This is a genomic window from Rubrivivax soli, from assembly GCF_049810355.1.
Taxonomy (GTDB): domain Bacteria; phylum Pseudomonadota; class Gammaproteobacteria; order Burkholderiales; family Burkholderiaceae_C; genus Rubrivivax.
The window spans coordinates 3,255,115-3,280,425 of sequence record NZ_CP187368.1; the positions used below are offsets into that span (position 1 = coordinate 3,255,115).

A 25,311-nucleotide genomic window follows, 5' to 3' on the forward strand; every position below is an offset into this window, starting at 1 on the left:
TGGTGGGGGAATCCTGGATTATCGCGCCGGGCTGCCGGCCGGCATCGCCCGCAGGCGTTCACCCGGGTGGTGGCCCCCGGGCCGGGGGCGCCAGCGCGGTGCCCGGGGCCGTCGCTTACGATCGGCGCCTGCACCATGGCTGCCGTCCTGACCCCCACCGACCCCGCCCACGACGTCCTGCACGAAGTCTTCGGCTACGCCGCCTTCCGGGGCGCGCAGCGCGAGATCGTCGAGCATGTCGCCGCCGGCGGCGACGCGCTGGTGCTGATGCCCACCGGCGGCGGCAAGAGCCTGTGCTACCAGGTGCCCGCGATCGTGCGCCACCGCGCCGGGCAGGGCGTCACGGTCGTCGTCAGCCCGCTGATCGCGCTGATGCACGACCAGGTCGGCGCGCTCGACGAAGCCGGCGTGCCGGCGGCCTACCTGAACTCGTCGCTCGAAGGCGATGCGGCGCGCCAGGTCGAACGCGACCTGATGAGCGGCCGCCTGGTGCTGCTGTACGCCGCGCCCGAGCGCATCCTGACGCCGCGCTTCCAGGCCATGCTGCAGTCGCTGCACGAGCGCGGGCTGCTGAGCCTGTTCGCGATCGACGAGGCGCACTGCGTCAGCCAGTGGGGCCACGACTTCCGAGAGGAATACCTGGGCCTGAGCGCGCTGCACGAGCAGTTCCCGAGCGTGCCGCGCATGGCACTCACGGCCACCGCCGACGACCACACGCGCGCCGACATCATCCAGCGCCTGCAGCTGGCCGAGGCGCGGCTGTTCGTCGCCAGCTTCGACCGGCCGAACATCCGTTACACCATCGTCGAGAAGGACGAGCCGAAGAAGCAGCTGCTGCGCTTCATCCGCGACGAACACGACGGCGATGCCGGCATCGTCTACTGCCAGAGCCGCAAGAAGGTGGAGGACACCGCCGCCTGGCTGAACGCCGAGGGCCTGGCCGCGCTGCCCTACCACGCCGGGCTCGACGCCGACGTGCGCCGCCGCCACCAGGACCGCTTCCTGCGCGAAGACGGCATCGTGATGGTGGCCACCATCGCCTTCGGCATGGGCATCGACAAGCCCGACGTGCGCTTCGTCGCGCACCTCGACCTGCCCAAGAACATCGAGGCCTACTACCAGGAGACCGGCCGCGGCGGCCGCGACGGCCTGCCCGCCGACGCCTGGATGACCTACGGCCTGGCCGACGTGGTGAACCAGCGCCGCATGATCGACGAGAGCGACGCCGGCGACGACTTCAAGCGCCTGCAGCGCAGCAAGCTCGACGCACTGCTGGGCCTGGCCGAAGCCCACGACTGCCGACGCGTGCGGCTGCTGGCCTACTTCGGCGAATACTACCGCGGACCCGACGCGGATCCGGGTCTCCCGGTCCGTGGCGAGCCCCCTCGGGGGGTGGCGACCGAAGGGAGCCTGGGGGCGCGATGCGGCAATTGCGACAACTGCCTGCAGCCGCCGGCCACCTGGGACGCGACCGAGGCCTCGCGCAAGGCGCTGAGCTGCATCTACCGCTTCCACCAGCAAGGCGGGCTGCGCTTCGGCGCCGGCCACCTGATCGACGTGCTGCGCGGCAAGCGCACCGACAAGGTGGCGCAATACGGACACGAGACGCTGTCCACGTTCGGCGTCGGCGCGGACGTGTCCGAAGCCCAGTGGCGCAGCGTGCTGCGGCAGCTGATCGCGCTGGGCCACCTTCGTGCCGAGGGCGACTACGGCACGCTGGAGCTGACCCCCAGCGCACGCGAGGTGCTGCGCGGCGAGGTCACGCTGCAGCTGCGCATGCCCAGCGAGGCGCCACAGCGCGGCAGGAGCCCGCGCGGCACGCGCGGCGCGGCGAAGGACAAGCCGCCGCCGCTGCCGCTGGACGACGGCGCCACCGCGCGCTTCCTGGCGCTGAAGGCCTGGCGCGCCGAGGTCGCGCGCGAGCACAACCTGCCGGCCTACGTCGTCTTCCACGACGCCACGCTGGCCGAGATGGCGCGCGAGCACCCGGCCACGCTGGACGCGCTGGGCGGCATCAGCGGCGTCGGCGCGAAGAAGCTCGACGCCTACGGGCGGGAGATCCTGCGCGTGCTCGACAGCGTGGACTGAGCACCCCGCCGGCGCTTCAGTCGGCCAGCACCGACACGTAGGACGTGCCGCTGCGCTGGCCCACGCTGTCGTAGGCGCGCGCGGCGAAGTAGACGGTGCTGTCGCGCGGCACGTTGGGCATGGTCGCGTCCCACTGGAAGGGCGCGCGGTCGTCCACGCCCAGCAACGTCAGGCTGCCGTCGCGTTCCTCGCGGTAGAAGGCCACCTCGACCACGTAGTCGTCGTCGACGGCGAAGGCGCTCAGGCGCACCGTCTCGCCCGGGAAGGCGCTGGCGGTGCTGGCGGCGATGTCGACCTCGGGCGGATCGTCGTCGGTGAATTCCAGGTAGATGCCGCCACCGCAGCCGGCCAGCAGCAGCGGCAGCGCCGCGGCCAGCGCCGCCAGGCGGAAGCGGATGCGCGTCGTCATGCGTGCATCGTACTGCGCCCGAAGCGGGCGTGGTCGCTATGATGGCCGGTTGACTTCCGCCCTCCCGATGCCTCCCCACCGCGAAGACCCTGGCGCCGCAGCCCCCGGCACCCGCCGCGACCCGGCCACGCCCGTGCCGGCGCAGTCTGTGCCGGCCCTGACGCCCTGGATCCGCATCCGCGGTGCGCGCACGCACAACCTGAAGAACATCGACCTCGACATTCCCAAGCACGCGCTGGTGGTGATCACGGGGCTGTCGGGCAGCGGCAAGAGCAGCCTCGCCTTCGACACGTTGTACGCCGAAGGCCAGCGCCGGTACGTGGAGAGCCTGAGCGCGTATGCGCGCCAGTTCCTGCAGTTGATGGACAAGCCCGACGTCGACGTCATCGAAGGCCTGTCGCCGGCCATCAGCATCGAGCAGAAGGCCACCAGCCACAACCCGCGCAGCACCGTCGGCACCATCACCGAGATCCACGACTACCTGCGCCTGCTGTTCGCCCGCGCCGGCACGCCGTACTGCCCCGACCACGGCCTGCCGTTGCAGGCACAGAGCGTGAGCCAGATGGTCGACGCCGTGCTGGCGCTGGCTGAAGGCACGAAGCTGATGGTGCTGGCGCCGGTGGTGCGCGACCGCAAGGGGGAGTTCGTCGAGCTCTTCGCCGACATGCAGGCGCGCGGCTACGTGCGCTTCCGCGTCGGCGGCACGGTGGTCGAGGCCGACGCACTGCCGAAACTGAAGAAGGCCGACAAGCACGACATCGACGTCGTCATCGACCGCCTGAAGACGCAGCCCGACATGAAGCAGCGCCTGGCAGAAAGCTTCGAGGCCGCGCTGCGCATCGCCGACGGCCGCGCCATCGCGCTGGAGATGGACAGCGGCGCCGAGCACCTGTTCAGCAGCAAGTTCGGCTGCCCGGTGTGCAGCTACTCGCTGAGCGAGCTGGAGCCGCGGCTGTTCTCGTTCAACTCGCCGGTCGGCGCCTGCCCGTCGTGCGACGGCCTGGGCCAGGTGACGGCGATGGACCCCGAACGCGTGGTCGCCTTCCCCAGCCTCAGCCTGGCCGCCGGCGCGGTGAAGGGCTGGGACCGCCGCAACGCCTACACCTTCAGCCTGCTGGAGAGCGTGGCCGCGCACTACGGCTTCGACGTCGACACCGCGTTCGAGGACCTGCCGCGCGCGGTGCAGCAGGTGCTGCTGCACGGCTCGGGCAGCGAGGAGATCGCCTTCGTCTACCAGGCCGAGGGCGCCAAGGGCAAGCAGCGCACCGTGAAGCGCGCGCACCCCTTCGAGGGCATCCTGCCCAACTTCGAGCGCCGCTACCGCGAGACCGACTCGGCCGCGGTGCGCGAGGACCTGGCGCGCTACCAGGCCGCCAAGCCCTGCCCGGCCTGCGAAGGCACGCGGCTGCGGCGCGAGGCCCGCCACGTCTTCCTGCGCCACGCCGCGGGCGGCGCCGACCGCGGCCGCTCGATCTACGAGGTCGAGCACACGACGCTGGCCGAAGGCCTGGCCTACTTCAACAGCCTGCAGCTCGAGGGCAACAAGGCCGAGATCGCCGACAAGATCGTGCGCGAGATCCGCAGCCGCTTGAAGTTCCTGAACGACGTCGGCCTCACCTACCTCAGCCTCGACCGCGGCGCCGACACGCTCAGCGGCGGCGAGGCGCAGCGCATCCGCCTGGCCAGCCAGATCGGCAGCGGCCTGAGCGGCGTCATGTACGTGCTGGACGAGCCCAGCATCGGCCTGCACCAGCGCGACAACGAACGCCTGATCGGCACGCTGCAGCACCTGCGCGACCTGGGCAACAGCGTGCTGGTGGTCGAGCACGACGAGGACATGATCCGCGCCGCCGACCACGTCGTCGACATGGGCCTGGGCGCGGGCGTGCACGGCGGGCGCGTCATTGCCCAGGGCACGCCCGACGAGGTCGCGGCCAACCCCGAGTCGCTGACCGGGCGCTACCTGGCGCAGACGCTGCGCATCGCGGTGCCCAAGCGGCGGCGCCCGGCCAAGGGCTTCGGCGCCGCGGCCTTCGTGCTCAGCATCGTCGGCGCGCGCGGCAACAACCTGAAGAACGTCAGCGTCGACATCCCGGTGGGCCTGTTCACCTGCGTCACCGGCGTCAGCGGCTCGGGCAAGAGCACGCTCGTCAACGACACGCTGTACGCCGCGGTGGCCAAGAAGCTCTACCAGAGCCATGCCGAGCCGGCGCCGCACGAGCGCATCGACGGGCTGGACGTGTTCGACAAGGTCATCAACGTCGACCAGAGCCCGATCGGCCGCACGCCGCGCAGCAACCCGGCCACCTACACCGGCCTGTTCACGCCGATCCGCGAGCTCTTCGCCGAGGTGCCGGCGGCGCGCGAACGCGGCTACGGTGCCGGCCGCTTCAGCTTCAACGTGGCCGGCGGCCGCTGCGAGGCCTGCGAGGGCGACGGCGTCATCAAGGTCGAGATGCACTTCCTGCCCGACGTCTATGTGCCGTGCGACGTGTGCCACGGTGCGCGCTACAACCGCGAGACGCTGGAGATCCTCTACAAGGGCAAGAACATCCGCCAGGTGCTGGAGCTGACGGTGGAGGACGCGCACGCCTTCTTCAGCGCCGTGCCCACGCTGGCGCGCAAGCTGCAGACGCTGCTGGACGTGGGCCTGGGCTACATCCGCCTGGGCCAGGCTGCCACCACGCTGAGCGGCGGCGAGGCGCAGCGCGTGAAGCTGGCCCTGGAGCTGAGCAAGCGCGACACCGGCCGCACGCTGTACATCCTGGACGAGCCCACCACGGGCCTGCACTTCGCCGACATCGAACTGCTGCTGCGCGTGCTGCACCAGCTGCGCGACGCCGGCAACACCATCGTCGTGATCGAGCACAACCTCGACGTCATCAAGACCGCCGACTGGCTGATCGACATGGGCCCAGAAGGCGGCGCCGGCGGCGGCCGCGTGCTGCTGTCGGGCACGCCCGAGGAAGTGGCGGCGTTCGAAGGCAGCCACACCGGCCGCTTCCTGAAGCCGCTGCTGGCCTGACGGCGGCCGGCCCTAGACTGCGCGGGAACAGGAGACACCCCCATGCCCGCCACCATCGACTACCACTTCGCCGCGCAATCGCCCTGGACCTACCTCGGTCACGCGCGTTTCGTGCAACTGGCGCAGGCCGCAGGTGCGCAGGTGCGGGTGAAGCCGGCGGACTTCGGCGCCGTCTTCGCCGCCTCGGGCGGGCTGCCGCTGCCCAAGCGCGCGCCGCAGCGCCAGGCCTACCGCCTGCTGGAACTGCGGCGCTTCAGCAGCCACCTGGGCCTGCCGATGCACGTGCAGCCGCGCTTCTTCCCGGTGGCCGGCGACCCGGCGAACCTGCTGATCACCGCGGTGGCCGCAGCCGACGGCAACGCGGCGGCGCTGGACATCGCCGGCCGCGTCTTCGCGGCCTGCTGGGCCGAGCAGCGCGACATCGCCGACACCGCGACGCTCGCCGCGCTGCTGCACGAAGCCGGCCTGCCGGCCGAGCGGCTGGCGGCGTCGCAGACCGCCGCGACCGCCGCCGCCTACGCCGAGCACACCGCGCAGGCCATCGACGCGGGCGTGTTCGGCGCGCCCACCTACGTGGTCGACGGCGAGCTCTTCTGGGGCCAGGACCGCCTGGACTTCCTGGCACGGCGCCTCGGCCTGCCCGCGCCACAGGCAACCTGAAGGTTGCATTTCGGCGCCTCCGCAAGCATCATGCAACCCACGAGTTGCATGACGCGATGGACGAGGACGCCACCGACACCCTGCTGCGCGCGCTGGCCGACGCCACGCGGCGCAGTCTGCTCGACCGCCTGCGCGACTCCCCCGGCCTGACGCTGGGCGCACTGGCAGCCGGTTTCCCGCTCACGCGCCAGGCCTTGTCGAAGCACCTCGCGGTGCTGGAGTCGGCCTCGCTGGTGGTGACGCTGTGGCGCGGCCGCGAGAAGCTGCACTACCTGGACCCGCGGCCGCTGCAGGCGCTGCCGGCGCGCTGGGTCACGACGACGCAGCGCGAACGCAGCGCCGCGCTGACGGCGCTGCAGCAGGCGCAGGCAGCCCATGCGCAGCCGGCCGCGGCGGCGGGCGCGCAAGACGCCGTGCTGGCGGCGCTGCAGGCGCCGGGCGAGCCGGCGCTCGACGGCACGCGCATCGGCAGCGACGCGGCCCTGGCCGCCGCACGGCAGTTCCTGGCCGGCACCGCAGACGCGGTGCAACGCCTGCTGGAAGCGCTCGGGGCGCTGCCGGCGGCTGCCGCCACCACGCGGCCCGCCACGGGCGGCTTCTCGCTCACCGAACACCTGTGGCACCTGGCAGACATCGAGCAGCTCGGCTGGAGCCCGCGCGCCGAGCGCCTGCTGCACGCGCACCGGCCGCGCCTGCCCGGCGTCGACGGCGACCGCCTCGCCGCCATGCAGCGCTACCAGGAACGCCCGTGGCGCGGCGCGGCCCGGCGCTTCGTTGCCCAGCGCCGCCGCACGCTGCGCACGCTGGCCTCGTTCGACACGGCCGTGCTGGCGCGGCCGGCGGTGTTCGCCGGCCAGCGCTGCACCGCCGGCGACGTGCTGGCCGCGATGGTGGCGCACGACCGTGAACACCGCGACGAGATGGCCCGCCTCTGGAACACCGTGACCACCACGCAGGGAGACCGCCGATGAGCACACCACCCAGCCCGCTGCGCGCCTGGCTCGACCAGGCCTGGGACCGCCATGCGACCGACACCGCAGCCGTGGCCGCGGAACTGCTGGCGCACGCGCCCACGCTGCCCGACGATGCCGACGGCGCCGGCGTGCTGCGCCTGGCCGCCCATGTGCTGCTGACGCATGCCGCCGATGCCGCGGCGATGCAGCGCCTGCTCGATGCCGCGCCGCCCCATGCAGCGCTGGAGGCCGCGGCCCGGCCCGCGCGCTGGGCGCTGGCCCGGCTGCAGGGCACGCCGGCACCGGCCTGCAGCGACGCCGAACGCTGGAACGGCCTGGAATACCTGGTGCTGGTGCTGGCCGCGCGCGGCCAGGCGGCACAGGCGCAGGCGCTGCTGCTGGCCGAGGAAGCCGCCGCTGCCGCCCACCCCGAGCAGCCGGCACGCCGCGCCTACGCCGCCAGCGCCAACAACGTGGCCGGCGCGCTGCGCGACGGCCCGCGTGGCGACGCCGCGATCGACACGCTGATGCTGGCCGCGGCCCGGCTGTCGCGCCGCGCCTGGGTCCGCGCCGGGACCTGGATGCACGTGGAGCGCGCCGACTACCAGCTGGCGATGTGCCACGCCGCGCTGGGCCAGGCTGCCGACGCGGTCGCCCACGCCCAGGCCTGCCTGCAGCGTTGCGAAGCCGAAGGCGCCGCCCCCGACGAGCTGTTCTTCGCCCATGAGTGCGCGGCCCACGCACAGCACGCGGCGAGCGACACGGCGGCGCTGCAGCACCACGTCGCGCAGATGCAGGCGCTGCTGGCGCGCATCGAGGACGCGGGCATGCGGCAGTTCTGCGCCGAAACGCTGGCGCGCACGCCGGCCCCCGCAGCGCCATGAAAAAAGCCGGCATGCGCCGGCTTCTTGGAACGGAAGCGGCGGGCCGCACGGCCCGCCGGGCTTCACTTGAGATGGCTGCTGATCAGCTTGGTCATCTCGAACATCGACACCTGGGCCTTCTGGAAGATTTCCTTGAGCTTGGCGTCGGCATTGATCATCGTCTTCTTGGCCTTGTCCTGCAGGCCGTTCTTCTTGATGTACTCCCAGACCTTCTTGGTCACCTCGGTGCGCGGCATGGCCTTGTCGCCGATGACGGCCGCCAGCGCGGCGCTGGGCGTCATGGCCTTCATGAAGGCGGCACTGGGGGTGCGCTTCTTCGCCGGGGCCTTCTTGGCCGGGGCTGCCTTCTTCGCCGGGGCAGCGGCCTTCTTTGCCGGAGCTGCCTTCTTCGCCGGGGCGGCGGCCTTCTTGGCCGGAGCCGCCTTCTTCGCCGGGGCCTTCTTGGCCGGGGCCTTCTTCGCAGTTGCCATGTGGAATTTCTCCGTCAGATGTTGGTCGGATGCCGGCGGCGCGCGCTGTCTCGATGGGACCTCGTCTGCAGGGATACGCCGTGCAGGCGCGATGGTACTGCCTGTACGAGGGAGAGAGAAGCAGTTTTCATAGGTGGATGGCGTGTTTGCCACGCCGTTTGTGGCCCTGCGCACACAAGCGCTGCCGCCGCGGCCTGCAGTCGGTGCGGCGCCGCACGCGGGGTATGCTCGCGCCATGAAACTGCTTGCCCGCTGGTTCCTGCTGGCCGCTGCGCTGCTGCTGGTGGCCAACGTCTACCCCGGTGTCTCGGTCGCCAGCTTCACGTCGGCCCTGATCGCGGCGCTGGTGCTGGGCCTGTTCAACACGCTGGTGCGGCCGCTGCTGGTGCTGCTGACGCTGCCGGTGACGCTGCTGACGCTGGGGCTGTTCCTGTTCGTCATCAACGCGCTGATGTTCTGGGCCGCGGCCTCGGTGCTCGACGGCTTCCAGGTCGCGGGCTTCTGGGCGGCGCTGATCGGCTCGCTGATCTACAGCCTGTGCGGCATGGTGATCGACCTCGCGGTCGAGAACCTGTTCAACGGCCGCGGCGGCTGAAGCGCGGCCGGGCCATCACGGCCCGTTGCCGTTGCGCGCGTCGAGCATCAGCTGCCGGCGCTGCGCCGTCAGCTCGCGCAGGCGCGCGTCGATGACGGACGCCTCGATGAAGTCCTGGCCGCTGGCCGTGCGCGCGGCCTCCTGGCCGGCGCGCAGGCGGTCGATGGCGCCGCCCAGGTCGCCGATCGCCGCACGCGACTCGGCCTGGGCGCGCAGCGCACGCAGCCGCAGCCCGATGGCGTCGGCGGTGCTGCCCAGCAGGCCCCAGGCGCCGGCGTCCTGGCCGTGTTCGGCCACCCAGGTCTGCAGCGACTCGGTGACCTGGCGCAGCAGCGGCGCAGCGGCAGCCGCGTCCTGCTGCTGCAGGCCCAGCGCCGCCTGCGCGCGCAGCAGCAGCGGCGCGCGCGCACCCGCGTCGGTGCCGATGCCGTCCAGCGCCTGCAGCGCCGCGCGCGCGTCGCCGCGCGCCAGGCGCACCTGCGCCTGCAGCAGCCGCACGGCACGTTCGGCCTGCGGCTCGCGCGGCTCGGCCTGGGCAGCCAGCGCCAGCGCCGTGCCGGCCAGGCGTTCGGCCGTGGCGTGGTCGCGCAGCAGCGACGCCGCCAGCGCACCGGCATAGGCCGACGCGAGCCGGTCGCGCAGCGGCGCCGCCGCCGGGGCGGCCTGCTCCTGCAGCCGGCGCAGCGTCTGCGGGTCGGTGTCCATCAGCACGCGGGCGCGCTGCTGCATCAGGGCGTGGCGCAGCGGCAGGGCACCCCGGGCGTTGCCGTTGAACAGGGCGCGCGAACGCGCCTCGCTCATGCGCTCCACGGTCAGCGGGTGGCTGCGCAGGTAGGGATAGTTGCCGCTGTCGTTGATGCGGTTGGCGTTGTCGAGCTTCTCGAACATCTGCGCCATGCCGATGGGGGCGAAGCCGGCGTCGCCGAGCAGGCCGTAGCCCATGCGGTCGGCCTCGCGTTCCATGTCGCGCGAGAAGTTCAGCTGGCCCTGGATGGTGGCGGCCTGGCTGCCGACGATGGCGGCGTTGGCCATGTCGGGGTTGTTGGCGCGCGCAGCCACCAGGATGCCCAGGATCATGGCCGCCATGCTGGCCATCGAGGTGCGCTGCGTGTCGCCGATGCGGCGCGCGATGTGGCGCTGCGTCACGTGCGTGAGCTCGTGCGCGAGCACCGACGCGAGCTCGTCGCCGCTGGCCGTGAGCGCGATCAGGCCCAGGTGCACGCCGACGAAGCCTCCCGGCAGCGCGAAGGCGTTCACGCTGCGGTCGGCGACGAGGAAGATCTCGAAGCTGAACTGCGTGGTGGCGTCGGGTTCGATGTCGCCGCGCTGGCGCGCTGCCGCCAGCAGCGGGTTCCACAGCGACTGCACGTACTCCAGCAGCACCGGCTCGTCGAGGTAGGCCAGGTCGCGCCGCACCTCGCGCATGATCTGCTCGCCGACGCGGCGCTCGGTGCCGACGCTGAATTCCTCGGTGCCGGCATCGCCCAGCGACGGCAGCCGCACCTGTGCCAGCGGCGCCTGCAGCGGCGCGGCGGCGAGGGCCAGTGCCAGCAGCAGCGGCGGCAGGCGGTGGAGGCGGTGACGCAAGGCGGTCGTGGTCTGCAAGGTCCGACCTATGATGACAGCTTCGCATTGCCCGCATGTTTCCGCCATGAACTCCCCGCTGACGCACTTCGACGCCCAAGGCCAGGCCCACATGGTCGACGTGTCGGGCAAGGCCGAGACGCACCGCGTCGCACGCGCCAGCGGCGTGATCCGCATGCTGCCGGCCACGTTCGCGCTCATCGCCGAAGGCCGCGCGAAGAAGGGCGACGTGCTCGGCATCGCGCGCATCGCTGCCATCCAGGGCGCCAAGCGCACGGCCGACCTGATCCCGCTGTGCCACCCGCTGCCGATCACGCGCGTGGCGGTGGACTTCGAGCTCGACGCCGCCAGCAGCACCGTGCGCTGCAGCGCGCAAGTGGAGACCTTCGGCCGCACCGGCGTCGAGATGGAGGCGCTGACCGCCGTGCAGGTCGGCCTGCTCACCGTCTACGACATGTGCAAGGCGGCCGACCGCGGCATGGTGATGGGCGAGATCCGCGTGCTGGAGAAGCGCGGCGGCAAGAGCGGCGACTGGGTCGCGGCCGGCAGCGCCTGAGCCGCGCGCGCTGCGCCCGGGCCGTGGCTCAGGGCATGCTGCGCAGCCGCTCGGCCAGCGCGTCGCCCACGTGCTGCATGAAGGCGCGCACGCGCGCCGTGCCGCGCAGGTCGGGGTGGGTCAGCATCCACACCGGCACCGAGAGCTCGGGGATCACCTCCGACACCGCCACCAGCTCGGGGTGGCGCGTCTCCATGAAGGTCGGCAGCACGCCGATGCCGACGCCGGTGCGCAGCATCGCGGCCACGGCGTTGAAGATGTCCACGCGCACCCGCACGTGGGCCTGCGCCAGCTGCGTGCGCATCCAGCGGTCGTAGACGCGGCTGGTGGCGTCGCGCTCGAAGGCCACCCACGGCGCGTCGCGCAGCAGCACAGGCAGCGGCTGCAGCGTCTGCGGCAGGTCGGGCGCGCCGCGCAGCGCGTAGGCGCGGCAGTGGGTCATGCCGAGCTGGCGCCCCACCAGGTGCTCGGCGACGTTGGCCGACAGCCGCAGCGCCACGTCGGCCTCGAGCCCGGCCCAGGACTGCGCGGTGTCGGCGCTGCGCCGCGACAGGTCGACGAGGAAGGCGTTCTCCACCACCTCGACCTCGATGCCCGGGTAGGCGCGCGCGAAGGCCGCCAGCGCCGGCGGCAGCAGGTGCTCCATCACCACGAAGGCCGTCGTCACGCGCAGCGGGCCGGTGAGTTCGCGGTCGCGGCCGAGCACGCGGCGCTCGATCTCGTCGGCCTGGTCGGCCATGCGCTGCGCCTGGTCCAGCACCACGGCGCCGGCGTCGGTGGGCTGGTAGGCGCCGCGCGTGCGGTCGAACAGGCGGGCGCCGAGCCGGCTCTCCAGCGCGTCCAGCCGCCGCTGCACGGTGGTGGCGTTCACCCCCAGCTGCCGCGCTGCGGCCGCCACCGAGCCGCCGCGCCCGATGGCCAGCGCATAGCGCAGGTCGCTCCAGTCCATGTCCGCCATCCTGGCCTTGCCCCGTTGAATCTGCAGAATTGCAGACTCTACCTGCGACATGCAGCGTTGTCTGCAAAGACGCGACAGCCTAGAGTGCATCGAACGCAGTCCAGCCGCCCCGCCATGCACCGCTTCGACCCCCAGACCCAGCCCGCCTCGGCCACGCCGCCGGTGCTGCGCCTGCTCGAACGCCCGCGGCGCCCGGCGGCGCACCGCACGCCGCCCGCCCGCAGCGCGACGTCGGTGTGGACGCGCCTGGAGCGCTGGGCCGGCAACATCCTGCGCTGACGGCGCTCGCGGGAATCGCGCGGGCAGGTCCCGCGTAGACTCCAGCGTGGACGCCCCCGCCACCTTCCGCCACCAACTGCTCGCAGCGCTGCCGCGCCTGCGCCGCTACACGCATTCGCTGGTGTTCGATTCGGCCCTGGCCGACGACCTGGCGCAGACCACGGTGGAACGCGCGCTGCGCCACTGGCAGCAGTTCGAGCCCGACCGCGACATGCTGGTGTGGCTGCTGTCCATCGCGCACAACGCGCACCGCGACGCGCACCGCCGCGACGGCCGGCTCGCCGTCACCGACCCCGACACGCTGCAGCAGGCGCAGGACCGCCTGGGCGGCGATCCCGGCACCGACGTCGGCCTGCGCCTGGACCTGCTGGCCGCGCTGCGGCGGCTCAGCACCGAGCAGCGCGAGCCGCTGCTGCTGGTGTGCGTCGAGCAGCTCAGCTACGCCGAGGTCGCCGCGGTGCTGCACATCCCGGTGGGCACGGTGATGTCGCGCGTCAGCCGTGCGCGCGCGGCGCTGCGGTTGTTCCTGGACGGCGGCACGCGCCCCGCGACGGCGACTGCGGCGCCGCCGCCGCTGCGCCGGGTGGTCTGACCATGCACGGCGACACCCCGATCGACGACACGCTGCTGGGCGCCTGGCTCGACGGCGAGCTGGCCGAGCCCGAGCGCCTGCGCGTCGAGGCCTGGCTGCAGGCCCATCCCGACGACGCCGCGCGCGTGCGCCAGTGGGCCGCCGACGCGCAGGCCCTGCGCAGCCGCCTCGGGCCGCTGGCCGACGCGCCGCTGCCGCCCGGGCTGCAGCGCCGTGTCTGGCAGCGCGCGCGCCCGGCTGGCGCAGTGCCACGCTGGGCGCTCGCAGCGTCGGCGGCGGGGCTGCTGGTGCTGGGGGCGGGCGTCGGCGCCGGCCTGGCCTGGCGGCTGCACCCGGGCGCCGCGCCCTCGGCCGTGGCGGCACCCGGCGGCGGCTGGGTGGCCCGCGCAGCGGTGGCGCACGCCCTGTACACGACCGAACCCCGCCATGCGGTCGAGGTGCGGGCGCAGGAAGCGCACCTGGCGCGCTGGCTCACCGCGCGCATCCAGCACCCCGTGAAGCTGTTCGATCTGCAGGCGATGGGCTTCGAGCTCGTCGGCGGCCGCCTGCTGCCCGACGGCAGCGGCAGGAGCGCGCAGCTGATGTACCAGGACAACCAGGGCGTGCGCGTCACCGTCTACCTGCGCCGGCCCGAAGCCGGTACGCAGGCCGCGTTCCGCTACGAACGCCAGGGCGAGCTGGGGCTGTTCTACTGGGTCGAGGACGGCCTGGGCTATGCACTGGTGGGCGCGCTGCCGAAGGAGCGGCTGCTGGCGCTGGCGCAGTCCATCCACCGGCAGCACCCGGCATCGACGCCCCCGGCCGCCGCCTCCGCACCCGGCTCCTAGAATCCCGCGATGCATTCCCCGCTGGCGCAGCGCACCGTTGCTGCACGCGCTGCCTCGCTGCACCGCCTCGTCGTCACCGTCCTGCTGGGGTTCGCCTCGGGGCTGCCACTGGCATTGACCGGCCAGGCGCTGCAGGCCTGGCTGACGGTGGACGGCATCGACATCGCCACCATCGGCTTCCTCAGCCTGGTCGGCCTGCCCTACACCTTCAAGTTCCTGTGGGCGCCGCTGATGGACCGCTTCGAGCTGCCCTGGCTGGGCCGGCGCCGCGGCTGGCTGGTGCTGACGCAGCTGGGCCTGGCGCTGGCGCTGCTGGCGCTGTCGTCCACGCAGCCCGCGGCCTCGATCCGCGTCTTCGCGCTGCTGGCGGTGGCCGTGGCCTTCATCTCGGCCTCGCAGGACATCGTGATCGACGCCTACCGCACCGACCTGCTGGCGCATGCCGAGCGCGGGCTGGGCGCGTCGCTGAACGTGATGGGCTACCGGCTGGCGATGATCGTCAGCGGCGGCGTGGCGCTGATCTGGACCGACCCCAACCAGGGCGGCGGCTGGACCTGGCCCGAGGTCTACCGCTTCATGGCCGGGCTGATGGTGGCTGCCGCGGTGCTCTCGGCGACCGTGCTGCCGAAGCTGCCCCGGGCGGCGGTGCCGTCCACGGTGGCGCGCCACGACGTGCTGGGCTTCCTGGCCGTGCTGGCGGCGGTGGCCGTGGGCGTGGTGCTCAGCGACCGCTTCGCCGGCAGCGTCGCGCAGGCGCTGCTGGGGCCGCTGCTGGCCGGCGGCAGCCTGCCGCCGGCGCTGCAGCAGCGCTGGGTGGACCTGCTGGCGCTGCTGCTGGGCATCGGCTTCACGCTGCCGCTGGCGGCCTGGGCCGCGCGCCGGGCGCGCTTCGAGACGCTGCTGGGCGGCCTGCGCAGCTACTTCGGGCAGCCGGGCGCGGCGGCCTTCCTCGTCTTCATCGTGCTCTACAAGCTGGGCGACGCGTTCGCGGGCTCGCTGATGACGCCCTTCCTGCTGAAGAGCATGGCCTTCAGCCCGGCCGAGGTGGGGGTGGTGAACAAGGTCATCGGCCTGTGGCTGACGATCGGTGGCGCGCTGCTGGGCGGCGCGCTGATGCTGAAGCTGGGGCTGTGGCGCGCGCTGCTGCTGTTCGGCGTGCTGCAGATGGCCAGCAACATCGGCTTCTGGTGGCTGGCGGTCAGCGGCAAGGGCCTGCTGCCGGGGCTGGTGATCCCGGCTTTCGACTGGTGGTTCGTGAAGCTGGCGACGCCGGCCCCGGTGGACGGCGGCCTGCTGCTGGTGGTGGCCGCCGAGAACCTGAGCGGCGGCATGGGCACGGCGGCCTTCGTCGCCTTCCTGATGAGCCTGTGCAACCAGCGCTTCACGGCGACGCAGTTCGCACTGCTCTCGGCGTTCGCGTCGGTGGGCCGCGTCTGGGTGGGGCCGGTGGCCGGCGTGCTGGCCGAGAGCATCGGCTGGCCCGCGTTCTTCGTCACCAGCACCGTGCTGGCGGCGCCGGCGCTGGTGATGCTGTGGTGGCTGCGCGCCCCGGTGCGCGCACTGGAGGTCGACCCCGCGGCGGCCAGGACCGCCGACGATTGAGACGGCGTGAACCTTCGGGCCACTTCTAGAATCCGACGCGCATGCCCACCCCCGACTTCAACACCGACGCCACCCTGCGCCTGCACCCGCCGCGCTGCGGGTGCGCCCTGCACGGCCGGCGCCTGTTCAGCGGCGCGCTGCTGGCCGGCGCGGCCGCGCCGGTGCTGGCGCAGGACGGGCTGCGCGAGGACGTGGGCCGCGAGTCCCGCTTCACGAAACTGGTGCCGGCCGAGCAGGTCGAGGCCGCCGCCGCGCAGCAGTACCAGCAGATGATGCGCGAGGCCGCGGCGCAGAAGGCGCTGGGCCCGGCCAACCACCCGCAGGTGGTGCGGCTGCGCACGATCGCCGAGCGCATCGTGCCGCACGCGCTGCCGTGGAACCCGCGCGCCAAGCAGTGGAAGTGGGAAGTCAACCTGATCGGCAGCAAGCAGCTCAACGCCTTCTGCATGCCGGGCGGCAAGATCGCCTTCTACTTCGGCATCCTGCAGCAGCTGCAGCTGAGCGACGACGAGGTCGCCACCATCATGGGCCACGAGGTGGCGCACGCGCTGCGCGAGCACGCGCGCGAACGCATGGGCAAGACGGCGGCCACGCGCATCGGCGCCAACGTGCTGAGTGCGCTGTTCGGCCTGGGTGCGGCCGGCGACACGCTGCTGAACATGGGCGGGCAGCTGCTGACGCTGAAGTTCAGCCGGGAAGACGAGTCCGAGGCCGACATCGTCGGCATGGACCTGGCCGCGCGTGCCGGCTACGACCCCCGCGCCGGCGTCTCGCTGTGGAACAAGATGATGGACGCCAACAAGGGCGCGCCGCCGGAGTTCATGTCCACGCACCCCTCGGGGCCGACGCGCATCAAGGACATCGAGGGCAAGCTGCCCAAGGTGCTGCCGCTGTATGCGCAGGCGGCCAAGCCGCCGCGCCGTTTCGCGGCGCCGGCTGCGGCGCCGGCATCGGGCGCCACGCCCGCGCGCTGAACCGCGGCGGCGCTACCAGCCGGCCGGCAGCCGCCGCCAGCGCAGGCGGTGGTCGGGCTCCACGACGATGGCGCCGCCGCGTTCCAGGTCCTTCAGCAGCCGGCTCACCATCTCGCGCGAGCAGCCCAGGCGGCTCGCCAGCTCCTTGTGCGTCAGCCACTCGGTGGTGAGGAAGCTGCCGTCGGGCTGCGCCACTGCCAGTTCGTGCAGCAGCAGCTTCAGCCGGCCGTAGACGTCGGTCAGGCCCATGTTGCGCGCCCGCACGGTGGCCGCCCGCGCGCGCTGGATCACCTTGGTGAGCAGCTCGAAGGCGAACTGCGGCTGCTCGGCCAGGTGCGCGGCCAGTGTCGGCCGCGTGACCATCGCACAGACGGTGGCCTCCAGCGCCTCGACGTTGGCCGAGCGCGGGCCGCCGTCCAGGCCCATCTCGCCGACGTAGTCGCCGGGGCCGTAGCTGTCGTAGGTGATGTCGCGGTCGCCGTCGGCGCTGACGCTGAAGGCGCGCAGCCGGCCCGACAGGATGATGAAGATGGTGTCGCCGACGTCGCCTTCCTGGATCAGCAGGGCACCCTTGCGGTACGACTTGACGACCCCGCGCCGCGCCAATGCGCGCACCGGCTCGCTGAGCGCCGGATGGTCCAGGGGGTCGTGTGCCGGGGCCGCCTTCGATGTCGCCATGCGCGCATCGTAGCCGGCCCCTGCGGGAATCCGCGCCGGGACGGGCGTCAGGAGCGCAGCGTGCTCACCATCGGCGGCAGCACCGCGACCTGGCGCGTCAGCGCGCGGATGTTCTCGGCGCCGGTCTTGCTGCGGATGCTGCCGATCTGCGTGCGCACCGTGGCCAGCCCGACGTCGTTGAGCTCGGCGATCTCGCGCGGCGTCAGGCCTTCGCACAGCGACTCCAGCACGCGCGTCTCGGCGGGCGTCAACCCGTGCAGGCGGGCGAAGCACTGCACCGAGATGCGCTCGGACAGGTGGCGCTTGCCCAGCACCACCAGCGTGGCCTGGCCGGCCAGCGGGATGACGGCGATGTTGACGCGGTGCCCGCCTTCGCCCAGCGAGATCAGCCGGCGCAGGCTGCGTTGCGAGGCGCAGGCCAGCGCCTCGTGCAGGCGTGCCACGTCCTGCGGCAGCCGTGCGCGCAGCTGGCGGCCCAGCAACTGCAGCGGGTGGCCGGCATCGAGCTCGGCACGCGCGGCGTGGTTCACATGCAGCAGTTCGGCGCCATCGGACACCAGCAGCATGCCGTAGTCGATCTCGTCGAGCATCAACGACAGCCAGCGGGTGAGCGGCGGCGCACTGGCGCGCCGTTCCGGACCGCGGTAGGTGGCAGCGCGAGGCGGCACCGGCAGGGCGCCGAGGAGGGTGGCAGTGGCTTCGAACATGGTGGACTCCGTGTTGCCGCCCGGAACCTGGATGTTCTGAGCGGTTGACACAGACTTTAGGAAGTCATCATCAGTCCGGGGGGTGAATCCGGACTGCCGGACTTGTGACTTATTTACATCCGGCGACGCGGTGTCTCCAGCGGCGCGCCCCCGGAGTTCAGCGCGCGCGCAGACCGTCGAGCAGCATGTCCAGCGCGCCGCGCCCGTCGCCGCCCGGGCGCAGGCCCAGCGGCGCGGCCGGCGGCAGCACGGCGACCATGCGCACCAGCGCGCGGATGCTGCGCGCGCCGGTCTTGTCGCGCAGGTTGCCGATCTGGGTGCGCACGGTGGAGATGCGCACGCCCTGCTCCTCGGCGATCTTCGCCGGCGGCACACCGCCGCACAGCGCCTGCAGCACGCGCGTCTCGGCCGGCGTCAGCGCATGGCTGCGCGCGAACGCCGCGACCGACACGGCCTCGCCCAGGTCGCGCCTGCCCAGCAGCAGCATGCAGGCAGGCGCGCCGTCGAACACGTCGACCCCCAGCGGCAGCACCGCCAGGCCGACCCGGCTGCTGCCCTGGCCCAGCCAGAGCAGCTCGCGCTGCATGTGGCGCGCGGCGGCGCCCAGCGCGCCGGCCAGCGCCAGCATGTCCTGGCGGCCCCGCGCGTGCAGGTGACCGGCCACCAGGTGCAGCGGGTGGCGCTCGTCGAGTTCGTGGCGGGCGCTGCGGTTGAGCAGGCGCACCTGCCCGGTGGCGTCGAGCAGCAGCACGCCGAAGTCGATCTCGTCGAGCATCAGCGCCAGGCAGCGCGCCCAGCGGGTGTCGGCATGCGGGGCGCCGGCGGAAACGGCCGGCGGGGTGTCGGCAGGCCGGTGCAACAGGTCCAAGGCGGGATCTCCACAGAGCAACGGCGGCACTCCCGCAGTGCCGGCTCTCGTCTGGAGACACAGGCTATGCCGCGATACTGGCGCCTGGAAGTGAATGTGACCCTCCATGCTTGTGATGAATTCACCGCCGCGCAGGCGCGCGCGCACCGGCTGGCGCAGCGCCGCGGCCCCGACGCTGGCGGCACTGGCGCTGGTGCTGGCGGGCTGCGCCAGCACCACGCCCGGCGGCGTGCCGATCGACACCCGCCACAGCGCCCGTGCGCAGGACAGCCGCGTGCTGTTCCTGGTGCTGCACTACACGGTGGGCAATTTCGAGTCCTCGCTGCGCACGCTGACCGAAGGCGAGGTCTCGTCGCACTACCTGCTGAGCGACGCGTCGCCACCGCGCATCTACCGGCTCGTCGACGAGGACCGCCGCGCCTGGCATGCCGGCAACAGCGCGTGGCAGGGGCACCGGCAGGTCAACGCCAGCTCGATCGGCATCGAGATCGTCAACCCCGGGCCGCGCTGGGGCAGCGGCGGGCGCTACTACATGCCGTTCCCCGACGCGCAGATCGACGCGCTGATCCCGCTGGTGCGCGACATCGTGCAACGCCACGGCATCCGCGGCGACCGCATCGTCGGCCACAGCGACGTGCAGCCGCAGAGCAAGTTCGACCCCGGGCCGATGTTCCCCTGGAAGCGGCTGGCCGACGCCGGTCTGATCCCCTGGCCCGACGCCGCGCAGGTGGCGGCGCAGCGTGCAGTGTTCGAGTTCCTGCTGCCCGACGTGGCCTGGTTCCAGCAGCGGCTGGCGCGCCACGGCTTCGAGCTGCCGCAGCACGGCGAGCTGGACGCGGCCACGCGCAACGTCATCGCCGCCTTCCAGATGAAATACCGCCCGGCGCGCTTCGACGGCCTGCCCGACGCCGAGACGGCGGCGCTGCTGCAGGTGCTGACCGACAACGCGCTGCCGCCCTGACGGCGTGGGGCGAGACGCAGCGCGGGTTCAGGAGCCGCGCTGGCGGTTGACGTCGAGCGCGTTCACCGGCGCCGCCCGGTGGCCCCAGCTGGCGCGCAGGAAGCTCACGACGGCGGCGATCTCGGCGTCGCTCAGCAGCGTGGCATAGGGCGGCATGCCGTGCGGCTGCGGCCGGGCCGCGGTGGCCGGCCCGAAGCCGCCGCCCAGCACCACGCGCAGCAGGTTGTCGGGCGCGTCCATCACCACCGCGCGGTTGCCGGCCAGCGCCGGCACCGCGCCCGGACTGCCTTCGCCGCCGGCACCGTGGCAGTCGGCGCAGTGGCGTTCGTAGAGCCGGGCGCCGAGCGCCAGCGTGGCGGCATCCGGGGGCGGCGACGGCGCCGCCGGCGTGCCGCGCTGGGGCAGGGCTTTCAGGAAGCGCGCCATCGCCAGCGCGTCGGCGTCGGTCAGGTGCTGCGTGCTGCGGGCGACCACCAGGGCCATCGGGCCGCTGGCCACCGCCTGCGGGCTGTGGCCGGTGCGCAGCAGCGCCGCGATGTCGGCCAGCGGCCAGTCGGCGACTCCGGCTTCGCGCGGGTCGTCCAGCGCCGGCGCCACCCAGCCCTGCGTCGGGATGCTGCCGCCGCGCAGATCGAGCGCGCCGCCGGTGGCACCCCAGGCGTTGCGCTGCCCGTGGCAGGCGCTGCAGTGCCCGAGCCCGCCGACCAGGTACGCACCGCGGTCGGCAGCCGGTGTGCCGGGCCGGAAGTACAGCGCCCGCCACACGGCCAGTGCCGGCTGCGTGCCGTAGGGCCAGCGCAGCGCGTGGAGGCGGTTGGGCTGCGCCACCGGCGGCAGGCTGCGCAGGTAGGCGTGCAGGTCGGCCACGTCGTCGCGGCCGATCTGGGTGTAGTTCGGGTACGGGCACACCGGCGCAAGCAGGCGGCCGTCGGCGGCGCGGCCGTCGTGCAGCGCGCGCCAGAACGCGTCGCTGCTCCAGGCGCCGATGCCGGTGGCGGCGTCGGGGGTGAGATTGGGCGCGTAGACGGTGCCGAAGGGCGTGCCGATGGCCGTGCCGCCGGCGTACGCGGCGCCGCCGCGGGCGGTGTGGCAGCCGGCGCAGTTGCCGACCCGGGCCAGGTACGCGCCGCGCTCGACCTGCGCGACCGGGTCGGTGGTGGCCGCGACGGGGGGCGGGGTACCGCTCGGCCGGTTCAGCCACACGACGGCCGCCACCAGCAGCGCCAGGACCGATGCCAGGGCAGGCAGGAGCAGTCGGGGTGCCCTCATGGCGCCAGCCCGCCGCAGTCCAGCGGCATGCGCGCCGGCAGCGCAGCCACCGGCTTGCCTGCGCCCGGCACCGGCTGCGCAGCCAGCCAGTGCGCGACGGCCTGGATGTCCTGCGGCGACAGCGCCTGCGCCACCTGCGCCATGCAGTCGGGTGCATGCGCGCGCCGCTGGCCGGTGCGCCAGGCGCCGAGCTGCGCGTTCAGGTAGTCGCGCGGCAGACCCAGCAGGCCGGGCACCGCCGGCAGCACGCCCGTGAGCGCCGCGCCATGGCAGGCCGCGCAGGCCGGCACGCGCTGCGCCGGGTCGCCGTGTTCGACCAGCGTGCGGCCGCGGGCCAGCACGTCGGCCGTGGCGCTGGGCGGCTGCGGCGCGGCGTGGGGCAGTTCCAGCGCCGCGAAATGGCCGGCGATCGCGCGCAGGTAGGCGTCGTCCAGCGGATCCAGCAGCGCCGTCATCAGCGCGTACTGTCGGCGGCCGTCTCGAAACGCGCGCAGCTGGTTGACCAGATAGCCGGCGGGCTTGCCGGCGATACGCGGATGGAAGCCGTCGCTGGCGGCCCGGCCCTCGCGGCCGTGGCAGCCTGTGCACGCCAGCACGCGCTGCGCCATCGTGTCGGGCACCGGCGGCGCCGCCCGCAGCGGGGCCGCCGCGCCCAGCGCCACCAACAACACCGGCAACACCGGCAACCCGCAGGGCCAGCGCATCAGAGCTTGAAGTCGTAGTCCACGACCAGCGGCGCGTGGTCGCTGAAGCGCGGATGCAGGTGGATGTGCTCGCGCTGCGCCCGGGCGGCGATGGCGGGCGTCGCCAGGTGGTAGTCCAGCCGCCAGCCCACGTTCTTGGCCCAGGCCTGGCCGCGGTTGCTCCACCAGGTGTATTGCTCGGGCTTCTGGTTCAGCGTGCGGAAGACATCGACCAGCCCGCCGGCGAGCAACTGCGTCAGCCAGGCGCGCTCCTCGGGCAGGAAGCCGCTGTTCTTCTGGTTGCTCTTCCAGTTCTTGAGGTCGATTTCCTTGTGGGCGATGTTCAGGTCGCCGACGAGGATGAATTCACGCTCTGCCTGCAGACGTTGCAGGTGCGGCGCCATCTGGGCCAGGAAGCGGTACTTCGCGGCCTGGCGTTCCTCGCCGCTGGAGCCGCTCGGGAAGTAGCAGCTGATGATGCTGAACTTGCGCTGCGCGGTGTCGTAGCGGGCCTCGACGTAGCGGCCTTCGGCGTCGAACTCGGGGCTGCCAAAGCCAGTGACCACTTCGCTGGGAGCCTTCTTCGTGTAAAGGCCGACGCCGGAATAGCCCTTCTTCTCGGCGTAGTGGAAGTGGCCCTGCATGCCGGCGACGTGGTCGAACTGCCCACCCACCGTGTCGGCCTGGGCCTTCACTTCCTGCACACCCATACAATCGGCGCCCGCGCTTTCGGCCCAGCCGACGAAGCCCTTGCTGGCTGCCGAGCGAATGCCGTTCAGGTTGAGCGTGATCAGTCGAAAACCCACAGGATGACCTCCATGCACGCAGCCCTGGCGCAGGAATTCGTGAAGTTCTCGGTCGAAGCCGGCGTGCTTCGCTTCGGCGAGTTCAAGACGAAGGCCGGTCGGCTGTCGCCCTACTTCTTCAACGCCGGGCTGTTCGATGACGGCGCCAAGCTGGGCCGTCTCGCTTCATTCTATGCACGCAGCCTGATCGACAGCGGGCTGCAGTTCGACATGCTCTTCGGCCCCGCCTACAAGGGCATCACGCTGGCGTCGGCGGTGGCGGTGGAACTGGCGCGCCTGGGCCACAACAAGCCGTTTGCCTACAACCGCAAGGAAGCCAAGGACCACGGCGAAGGCGGGCTGCTGGTGGGCGCGCCGGTGGCCGGGCGCGTGCTGATCATCGACGACGTCATCTCCGCCGGCACCTCGGTGCGCGAGTCGATCGGCATGATCCGCGCCGCCGGCGCCACGCCCGTCGCGGTGGCGATCGCGCTGGACCGGCAGGAGAAGGCCACCGAAGACGGCCAGGATGTGTCGTGGTCGGCAGTGCAGTACGTCTCGACACAACTGAATCTCGCCGTCTGTGCCATTGCCACGTTGGATGACTTGCTACAGTACCTGCGAACATCCGGCTCCGACCCTGCCTTGCGCGCCTTCGCCGCGCCTGTGCAGGCGTACAGGGACCGGTACGGAGTCTGAAGTGGGGATCACGCTGCGCTCGCGACCTGGCAGCGGCTGGCTGAATGCCACCGCCTGCGCCGCTGCGTCCGTGGCGGTCATCGCCGCGCCTGCCGTGCAGGCGCAGGCCAAGCCCAAGCCCGCCGACGGCATCTACACCTGCATCGACGACAACGGCCGGCGCCTCACCGCCGACCGCCCGATTCCCGAGTGCACGGCCAAGGAGCAGCGGGTGCTGAACCGCGACGGCTCGCTGAAGACCGTGCATCCGCCCACGCTGACCGCCGAGGAACGCGCCGAGAAGGAAATCCGCGACCGCAAGGCGGCGGAGCAGCGCGCCGCGCAGGCCGATGCCGTGCGCCGCGACCGCAACCTGACGGCGCGCTTCCCCAACGAAGACGCGCACAACAAGGCACGTGAAGCCGCGCTCGACAATGTGCGCATCGCGCTGCGGACCTCCGAGCTGCGGCTGAAGACGCTGGCGGCCGAGCGCAAGCCGCTGCTCGACGAGGTCGAGTTCTACCAGGGGCGGCAGCTGCCGCTGAAGCTGCGCCAGCAGATCGACGCCAACGACGCCGCCACCGACGCCCAGCGCTCGGCCATGGCCAACGCCGAGGCCGAGCTGGTGCGCATCAACCGGCTCTACGACGCCGAGCTCGATCGGCTGCGCCGCCTGTGGGCCGGCGCCCCGCCGGGCTCGCTGGGGCCGGTGGCCACCACCAGCGCCAGCCCCGCGGCGCGCTGAACGGCCGCTGCGGCGCCTGCGGCAGCGTCAGGCGAGCAGCTTCTTCAGCAGTTCGCTGGCCTGGGCCGGGTTCGCCTTGCCCTTGCTGGCCTTCATGACCTGGCCGACGAGCGCGTTGAAGGCCTTGTCCTTGCCGGCGCGGAATTCCTCGACCGACCTGGTGTTGGCCGCGATGACCTCGGCGACGATGGCTTCGAGCGCGCCGCTGTCGTTCATCTGCCTCAGGCCCCGGGCCTCGATGACGGCGTCGACGTCGGCGGCCAGGCCGGTCCACAGCGCATCGAACACCTGGCGGGCGCCGTTGTTCGACACCGTGCCGTCGATGACGCGGCCGATCAGCGCGGCCAGCGTCGCCGCCGGCAGCGGCGCGGCCTCGATGCCGCGGTCTTCCGCGTTCAGCCGCTTGCTCACTTCGCCCATCAGCCAGTTCGCGGCCAGCTTGGCGTTGCCGCAGCCATCGCGCACGGCCTCGTAGTAGCGCGCGAACGGCAGGCTCTGCGTCATCAGCGCCGCGTCGTCGGCGGGCAGGCCGTCGTCGCGCTGGAAGCGTTCGGCCATCACGGCCGGCAGCTCGGGCATGGCCGCGCGCACGCGTTCCACCCACTCGGGCGCGATCACCAGCGGCGGCAGGTCGGGGTCGGGGAAGTAGCGGTAGTCGTGCGCGTCTTCCTTCGTGCGCATGGCCCGCGTCTCGCCGGTGTCGGGGTTGAACAGCACCGTGGCCTGCTGGATCGGCAGGCCGTCCTCGAGGCGGTCGATCTGCCACTGCACCTCGAAGTCGATCGCCTGCTGCAGGAAGCGGAAGCTGTTGAGGTTCTTGATCTCGCGGCGCGTGCCCAGCATCGCGCCGGGCTTGCGCACCGAGACGTTGGCATCGCAGCGGAAGCTGCCTTCCTGCATGTTGCCGTCGCAGATGCCCAGCCACACCACCAGCGCGTGCAGCGCCTTCGCGTACTCCACCGCCTCGGCGCTGCTGCGCATGTCGGGCTCGGAGACGATCTCCAGCAGCGGCGTGCCGGCGCGGTTCAGGTCGATGCCGGTGGCGCCGTGGTAGTCCTCGTGCAGGCTCTTGCCGGCGTCTTCCTCCAGGTGCGCGCGCGTCAGCCGCACGCCACGCCGCGCGCCGTCGAGCACGAACTCGACGCGCCCGCCCTGCACGACCGGGATCTCGTACTGGCTGATCTGGTAGCCCTTGGGCAGGTCGGGGTAGAAGTAGTTCTTGCGCGCGAAGATCGACAGCGGCGCCACCTTGGCCTGCACGGCCAGGCCGAAGCGGATCGCGCGCTCGACCGCGCCGCGGTTCATCACCGGCAGCGTGCCGGGCAGGGCCAGGTCCACCGCGCAGGCCTGCGTGTTGGGCGCGGCGCCGAACTGCGTGCTGGCGCCGCTGAAGATCTTGCTGGCGGTGGACAGTTGCGCGTGGGTCTCCAGGCCGATGACGACCTCGAAACCGCGGATCAGGGGGCTGCTGCTGGGCATGG

The 25,311-nt window shown here is 72.6% G+C and carries 26 protein-coding genes; 15 read left to right on the forward strand and 11 right to left on the reverse strand.

The features are described 5' to 3' along the window. Nucleotides 1–135 precede the first annotated feature (135 nt). Nucleotides 136–2,088, forward strand: coding sequence for a RecQ family ATP-dependent DNA helicase (locus tag ACPOLB_RS14825; RefSeq protein WP_425256768.1), 1,953 nt, complete (start codon nucleotides 136–138; stop codon nucleotides 2,086–2,088). Between the two features lie 16 nt (nucleotides 2,089–2,104). Here ACPOLB_RS14825 and ACPOLB_RS14830 read toward each other — a convergent pair whose 3' ends face one another. Further along, nucleotides 2,105–2,497 carry an Ig-like domain-containing protein gene (locus ACPOLB_RS14830; protein WP_425256769.1) on the reverse strand — a complete coding sequence of 131 codons (393 nt, stop codon included), beginning with the start codon at nucleotides 2,495–2,497 and terminating at the stop codon, nucleotides 2,105–2,107. Between the two features lie 67 nt (nucleotides 2,498–2,564). Here ACPOLB_RS14830 and uvrA point away from each other — a divergent pair, with 67 nt between their 5' ends. The 4 genes from uvrA to ACPOLB_RS14850 are packed head-to-tail and all read left to right on the forward strand — an operon-like array spanning nucleotide 2,565 to nucleotide 8,019. After that, entirely contained in the window at nucleotides 2,565–5,522 is a 2,958-nt protein-coding gene (uvrA, locus tag ACPOLB_RS14835; RefSeq protein ID WP_425256770.1) for an excinuclease ABC subunit UvrA, read from the forward strand. Nucleotides 5,523–5,564: 42 nt separating this feature from the next. Continuing rightward, nucleotides 5,565–6,182, forward strand: a complete 618-nt coding sequence (locus ACPOLB_RS14840; RefSeq protein ID WP_425256771.1) for a 2-hydroxychromene-2-carboxylate isomerase — start codon at nucleotides 5,565–5,567, stop codon at nucleotides 6,180–6,182. A 56-nt stretch (nucleotides 6,183–6,238) separates the two neighbouring features. Then, the gene (locus ACPOLB_RS14845) at nucleotides 6,239–7,153 is read left to right on the forward strand and encodes a DinB family protein (protein ID WP_425256772.1); all 915 of its coding nucleotides are present in this window, start codon (nucleotides 6,239–6,241) and stop codon (nucleotides 7,151–7,153) included. Continuing rightward, nucleotides 7,150–8,019 (forward strand): hypothetical protein, encoded by an 870-nt coding sequence (locus ACPOLB_RS14850; protein WP_425256773.1) that lies wholly within the window; start codon nucleotides 7,150–7,152, stop codon nucleotides 8,017–8,019. The genes ACPOLB_RS14845 and ACPOLB_RS14850 overlap by 4 nt, the downstream gene beginning before the upstream one ends. A gap of 62 nt (nucleotides 8,020–8,081) precedes the next feature. Here ACPOLB_RS14850 and ACPOLB_RS14855 read toward each other — a convergent pair whose 3' ends face one another. Then, on the reverse strand, nucleotides 8,082–8,489 hold the full coding sequence (locus ACPOLB_RS14855) for an SWIB/MDM2 domain-containing protein (RefSeq protein WP_425256774.1): 408 nt from the start codon (nucleotides 8,487–8,489) through the stop codon (nucleotides 8,082–8,084). 235 nt (nucleotides 8,490–8,724) lie between these two features. On the opposite strand from ACPOLB_RS14855, the gene ACPOLB_RS14860 reads away from it, so the two are divergent. Then, a complete protein-coding gene (locus tag ACPOLB_RS14860) occupies nucleotides 8,725–9,084 on the forward strand; it encodes a phage holin family protein (RefSeq protein ID WP_425256775.1) in 360 nt (119 codons plus the stop codon). Between the two features lie 15 nt (nucleotides 9,085–9,099). On the opposite strand, the gene ACPOLB_RS14865 is transcribed toward ACPOLB_RS14860, so the two are convergent. Continuing rightward, nucleotides 9,100–10,689, reverse strand: coding sequence for a M48 family metalloprotease (locus ACPOLB_RS14865; protein WP_425256776.1), 1,590 nt, complete (start codon nucleotides 10,687–10,689; stop codon nucleotides 9,100–9,102). Nucleotides 10,690–10,735: 46 nt separating this feature from the next. Here ACPOLB_RS14865 and moaC point away from each other — a divergent pair, with 46 nt between their 5' ends. Beyond that, nucleotides 10,736–11,224, forward strand: coding sequence for a cyclic pyranopterin monophosphate synthase MoaC (moaC, locus tag ACPOLB_RS14870; protein ID WP_425256777.1), 489 nt, complete (start codon nucleotides 10,736–10,738; stop codon nucleotides 11,222–11,224). Between the two features lie 28 nt (nucleotides 11,225–11,252). On the opposite strand, the gene ACPOLB_RS14875 is transcribed toward moaC, so the two are convergent. Further along, on the reverse strand, nucleotides 11,253–12,173 hold the full coding sequence (locus ACPOLB_RS14875; protein ID WP_425256778.1) for a LysR family transcriptional regulator: 921 nt from the start codon (nucleotides 12,171–12,173) through the stop codon (nucleotides 11,253–11,255). Nucleotides 12,174–12,296: 123 nt separating this feature from the next. Here ACPOLB_RS14875 and ACPOLB_RS14880 point away from each other — a divergent pair, with 123 nt between their 5' ends. Genes ACPOLB_RS14880 through ACPOLB_RS14900 form a run of 5 tightly spaced genes read left to right on the forward strand, consistent with a single transcriptional unit; the run spans nucleotide 12,297 to nucleotide 16,456 of the window. After that, nucleotides 12,297–12,461, forward strand: a complete 165-nt coding sequence (locus ACPOLB_RS14880) for a hypothetical protein (RefSeq protein WP_425256779.1) — start codon at nucleotides 12,297–12,299, stop codon at nucleotides 12,459–12,461. A 46-nt stretch (nucleotides 12,462–12,507) separates the two neighbouring features. Next, nucleotides 12,508–13,053, forward strand: coding sequence for a sigma-70 family RNA polymerase sigma factor (locus ACPOLB_RS14885; protein WP_425256780.1), 546 nt, complete (start codon nucleotides 12,508–12,510; stop codon nucleotides 13,051–13,053). 2 nt (nucleotides 13,054–13,055) lie between these two features. Next, nucleotides 13,056–13,880, forward strand: coding sequence for an anti-sigma factor family protein (locus ACPOLB_RS14890; protein WP_425256781.1), 825 nt, complete (start codon nucleotides 13,056–13,058; stop codon nucleotides 13,878–13,880). A gap of 9 nt (nucleotides 13,881–13,889) precedes the next feature. Then, entirely contained in the window at nucleotides 13,890–15,482 is a 1,593-nt protein-coding gene (locus tag ACPOLB_RS14895) for an AmpG family muropeptide MFS transporter (protein WP_425256782.1), read from the forward strand. Nucleotides 15,483–15,523: 41 nt separating this feature from the next. Beyond that, nucleotides 15,524–16,456, forward strand: coding sequence for a M48 family metallopeptidase (locus ACPOLB_RS14900; RefSeq protein ID WP_425256783.1), 933 nt, complete (start codon nucleotides 15,524–15,526; stop codon nucleotides 16,454–16,456). Nucleotides 16,457–16,468: 12 nt separating this feature from the next. On the opposite strand, the gene ACPOLB_RS14905 is transcribed toward ACPOLB_RS14900, so the two are convergent. The 3 genes from ACPOLB_RS14905 to ACPOLB_RS14915 all read right to left on the reverse strand — a co-directional run bounded on the left by ACPOLB_RS14905 (nucleotide 16,469) and on the right by ACPOLB_RS14915 (nucleotide 18,709). Next, nucleotides 16,469–17,134 (reverse strand): Crp/Fnr family transcriptional regulator, encoded by a 666-nt coding sequence (locus tag ACPOLB_RS14905; protein ID WP_425256784.1) that lies wholly within the window; start codon nucleotides 17,132–17,134, stop codon nucleotides 16,469–16,471. Between the two features lie 47 nt (nucleotides 17,135–17,181). Beyond that, the gene (locus tag ACPOLB_RS14910) at nucleotides 17,182–17,841 is read right to left on the reverse strand and encodes a helix-turn-helix transcriptional regulator (RefSeq protein ID WP_425256785.1); all 660 of its coding nucleotides are present in this window, start codon (nucleotides 17,839–17,841) and stop codon (nucleotides 17,182–17,184) included. Nucleotides 17,842–17,998: 157 nt separating this feature from the next. Next, nucleotides 17,999–18,709, reverse strand: a complete 711-nt coding sequence (locus ACPOLB_RS14915; RefSeq protein ID WP_425256786.1) for a helix-turn-helix transcriptional regulator — start codon at nucleotides 18,707–18,709, stop codon at nucleotides 17,999–18,001. Between the two features lie 115 nt (nucleotides 18,710–18,824). Here ACPOLB_RS14915 and ACPOLB_RS14920 point away from each other — a divergent pair, with 115 nt between their 5' ends. After that, nucleotides 18,825–19,670, forward strand: coding sequence for an N-acetylmuramoyl-L-alanine amidase (locus ACPOLB_RS14920; protein ID WP_425256787.1), 846 nt, complete (start codon nucleotides 18,825–18,827; stop codon nucleotides 19,668–19,670). A 27-nt stretch (nucleotides 19,671–19,697) separates the two neighbouring features. Here the strand turns inward: ACPOLB_RS14920 and ACPOLB_RS14925 are convergent, their stop codons facing one another. From ACPOLB_RS14925 to ACPOLB_RS14935, 3 genes are read right to left on the reverse strand one after another with little or no spacing between them, the layout of a single operon-like run. After that, entirely contained in the window at nucleotides 19,698–20,939 is a 1,242-nt protein-coding gene (locus tag ACPOLB_RS14925; RefSeq protein ID WP_425256788.1) for a c-type cytochrome, read from the reverse strand. Continuing rightward, nucleotides 20,936–21,643 (reverse strand): c-type cytochrome, encoded by a 708-nt coding sequence (locus ACPOLB_RS14930; protein ID WP_425256789.1) that lies wholly within the window; start codon nucleotides 21,641–21,643, stop codon nucleotides 20,936–20,938. Before ACPOLB_RS14930 ends, ACPOLB_RS14925 begins: the two co-directional genes overlap by 4 nt. Further along, complete coding sequence (locus tag ACPOLB_RS14935) at nucleotides 21,643–22,428, reverse strand: exodeoxyribonuclease III (RefSeq protein WP_425256790.1); 786 nt, start codon at nucleotides 22,426–22,428, stop codon at nucleotides 21,643–21,645. Before ACPOLB_RS14935 ends, ACPOLB_RS14930 begins: the two co-directional genes overlap by 1 nt. A gap of 3 nt (nucleotides 22,429–22,431) precedes the next feature. On the opposite strand from ACPOLB_RS14935, the gene pyrE reads away from it, so the two are divergent. Further along, nucleotides 22,432–23,106: an orotate phosphoribosyltransferase gene (pyrE, locus tag ACPOLB_RS14940; protein ID WP_425256791.1), complete on the forward strand. Its 675-nt coding sequence runs from the start codon at nucleotides 22,432–22,434 to the stop codon at nucleotides 23,104–23,106. A 1-nt stretch (nucleotide 23,107) separates the two neighbouring features. After that, the gene (locus ACPOLB_RS14945; protein WP_425256792.1) at nucleotides 23,108–23,830 is read left to right on the forward strand and encodes a hypothetical protein; all 723 of its coding nucleotides are present in this window, start codon (nucleotides 23,108–23,110) and stop codon (nucleotides 23,828–23,830) included. Between the two features lie 27 nt (nucleotides 23,831–23,857). On the opposite strand, the gene gatB is transcribed toward ACPOLB_RS14945, so the two are convergent. Beyond that, nucleotides 23,858–25,309, reverse strand: coding sequence for an Asp-tRNA(Asn)/Glu-tRNA(Gln) amidotransferase subunit GatB (gatB, locus tag ACPOLB_RS14950; RefSeq protein WP_425256793.1), 1,452 nt, complete (start codon nucleotides 25,307–25,309; stop codon nucleotides 23,858–23,860). Nucleotides 25,310–25,311 lie beyond the last annotated feature (2 nt).

Coding starts and splice junctions, on each gene's coding strand:
- ACPOLB_RS14825 (WP_425256768.1), top strand. CDS start 136: ATGGCTGCCGTCCTGACCCCCACCGACCCCGCCCACGACGTCCTGCAC.
- ACPOLB_RS14830 (WP_425256769.1), bottom strand. CDS start 2,497: ATGACGACGCGCATCCGCTTCCGCCTGGCGGCGCTGGCCGCGGCGCTG.
- uvrA (WP_425256770.1), top strand. CDS start 2,565: ATGCCTCCCCACCGCGAAGACCCTGGCGCCGCAGCCCCCGGCACCCGC.
- ACPOLB_RS14840 (WP_425256771.1), top strand. CDS start 5,565: ATGCCCGCCACCATCGACTACCACTTCGCCGCGCAATCGCCCTGGACC.
- ACPOLB_RS14845 (WP_425256772.1), top strand. CDS start 6,239: ATGGACGAGGACGCCACCGACACCCTGCTGCGCGCGCTGGCCGACGCC.
- ACPOLB_RS14850 (WP_425256773.1), top strand. CDS start 7,150: ATGAGCACACCACCCAGCCCGCTGCGCGCCTGGCTCGACCAGGCCTGG.
- ACPOLB_RS14855 (WP_425256774.1), bottom strand. CDS start 8,489: ATGGCAACTGCGAAGAAGGCCCCGGCCAAGAAGGCCCCGGCGAAGAAG.
- ACPOLB_RS14860 (WP_425256775.1), top strand. CDS start 8,725: ATGAAACTGCTTGCCCGCTGGTTCCTGCTGGCCGCTGCGCTGCTGCTG.
- moaC (WP_425256777.1), top strand. CDS start 10,736: ATGAACTCCCCGCTGACGCACTTCGACGCCCAAGGCCAGGCCCACATG.
- ACPOLB_RS14875 (WP_425256778.1), bottom strand. CDS start 12,173: ATGGACTGGAGCGACCTGCGCTATGCGCTGGCCATCGGGCGCGGCGGC.
- ACPOLB_RS14880 (WP_425256779.1), top strand. CDS start 12,297: ATGCACCGCTTCGACCCCCAGACCCAGCCCGCCTCGGCCACGCCGCCG.
- ACPOLB_RS14890 (WP_425256781.1), top strand. CDS start 13,056: ATGCACGGCGACACCCCGATCGACGACACGCTGCTGGGCGCCTGGCTC.
- ACPOLB_RS14895 (WP_425256782.1), top strand. CDS start 13,890: ATGCATTCCCCGCTGGCGCAGCGCACCGTTGCTGCACGCGCTGCCTCG.
- ACPOLB_RS14900 (WP_425256783.1), top strand. CDS start 15,524: ATGCCCACCCCCGACTTCAACACCGACGCCACCCTGCGCCTGCACCCG.
- ACPOLB_RS14905 (WP_425256784.1), bottom strand. CDS start 17,134: ATGGCGACATCGAAGGCGGCCCCGGCACACGACCCCCTGGACCATCCG.
- ACPOLB_RS14910 (WP_425256785.1), bottom strand. CDS start 17,841: ATGTTCGAAGCCACTGCCACCCTCCTCGGCGCCCTGCCGGTGCCGCCT.
- ACPOLB_RS14920 (WP_425256787.1), top strand. CDS start 18,825: ATGAATTCACCGCCGCGCAGGCGCGCGCGCACCGGCTGGCGCAGCGCC.
- ACPOLB_RS14925 (WP_425256788.1), bottom strand. CDS start 20,939: ATGAGGGCACCCCGACTGCTCCTGCCTGCCCTGGCATCGGTCCTGGCG.
- ACPOLB_RS14930 (WP_425256789.1), bottom strand. CDS start 21,643: ATGCGCTGGCCCTGCGGGTTGCCGGTGTTGCCGGTGTTGTTGGTGGCG.
- pyrE (WP_425256791.1), top strand. CDS start 22,432: ATGACCTCCATGCACGCAGCCCTGGCGCAGGAATTCGTGAAGTTCTCG.
- gatB (WP_425256793.1), bottom strand. CDS start 25,309: ATGCCCAGCAGCAGCCCCCTGATCCGCGGTTTCGAGGTCGTCATCGGC.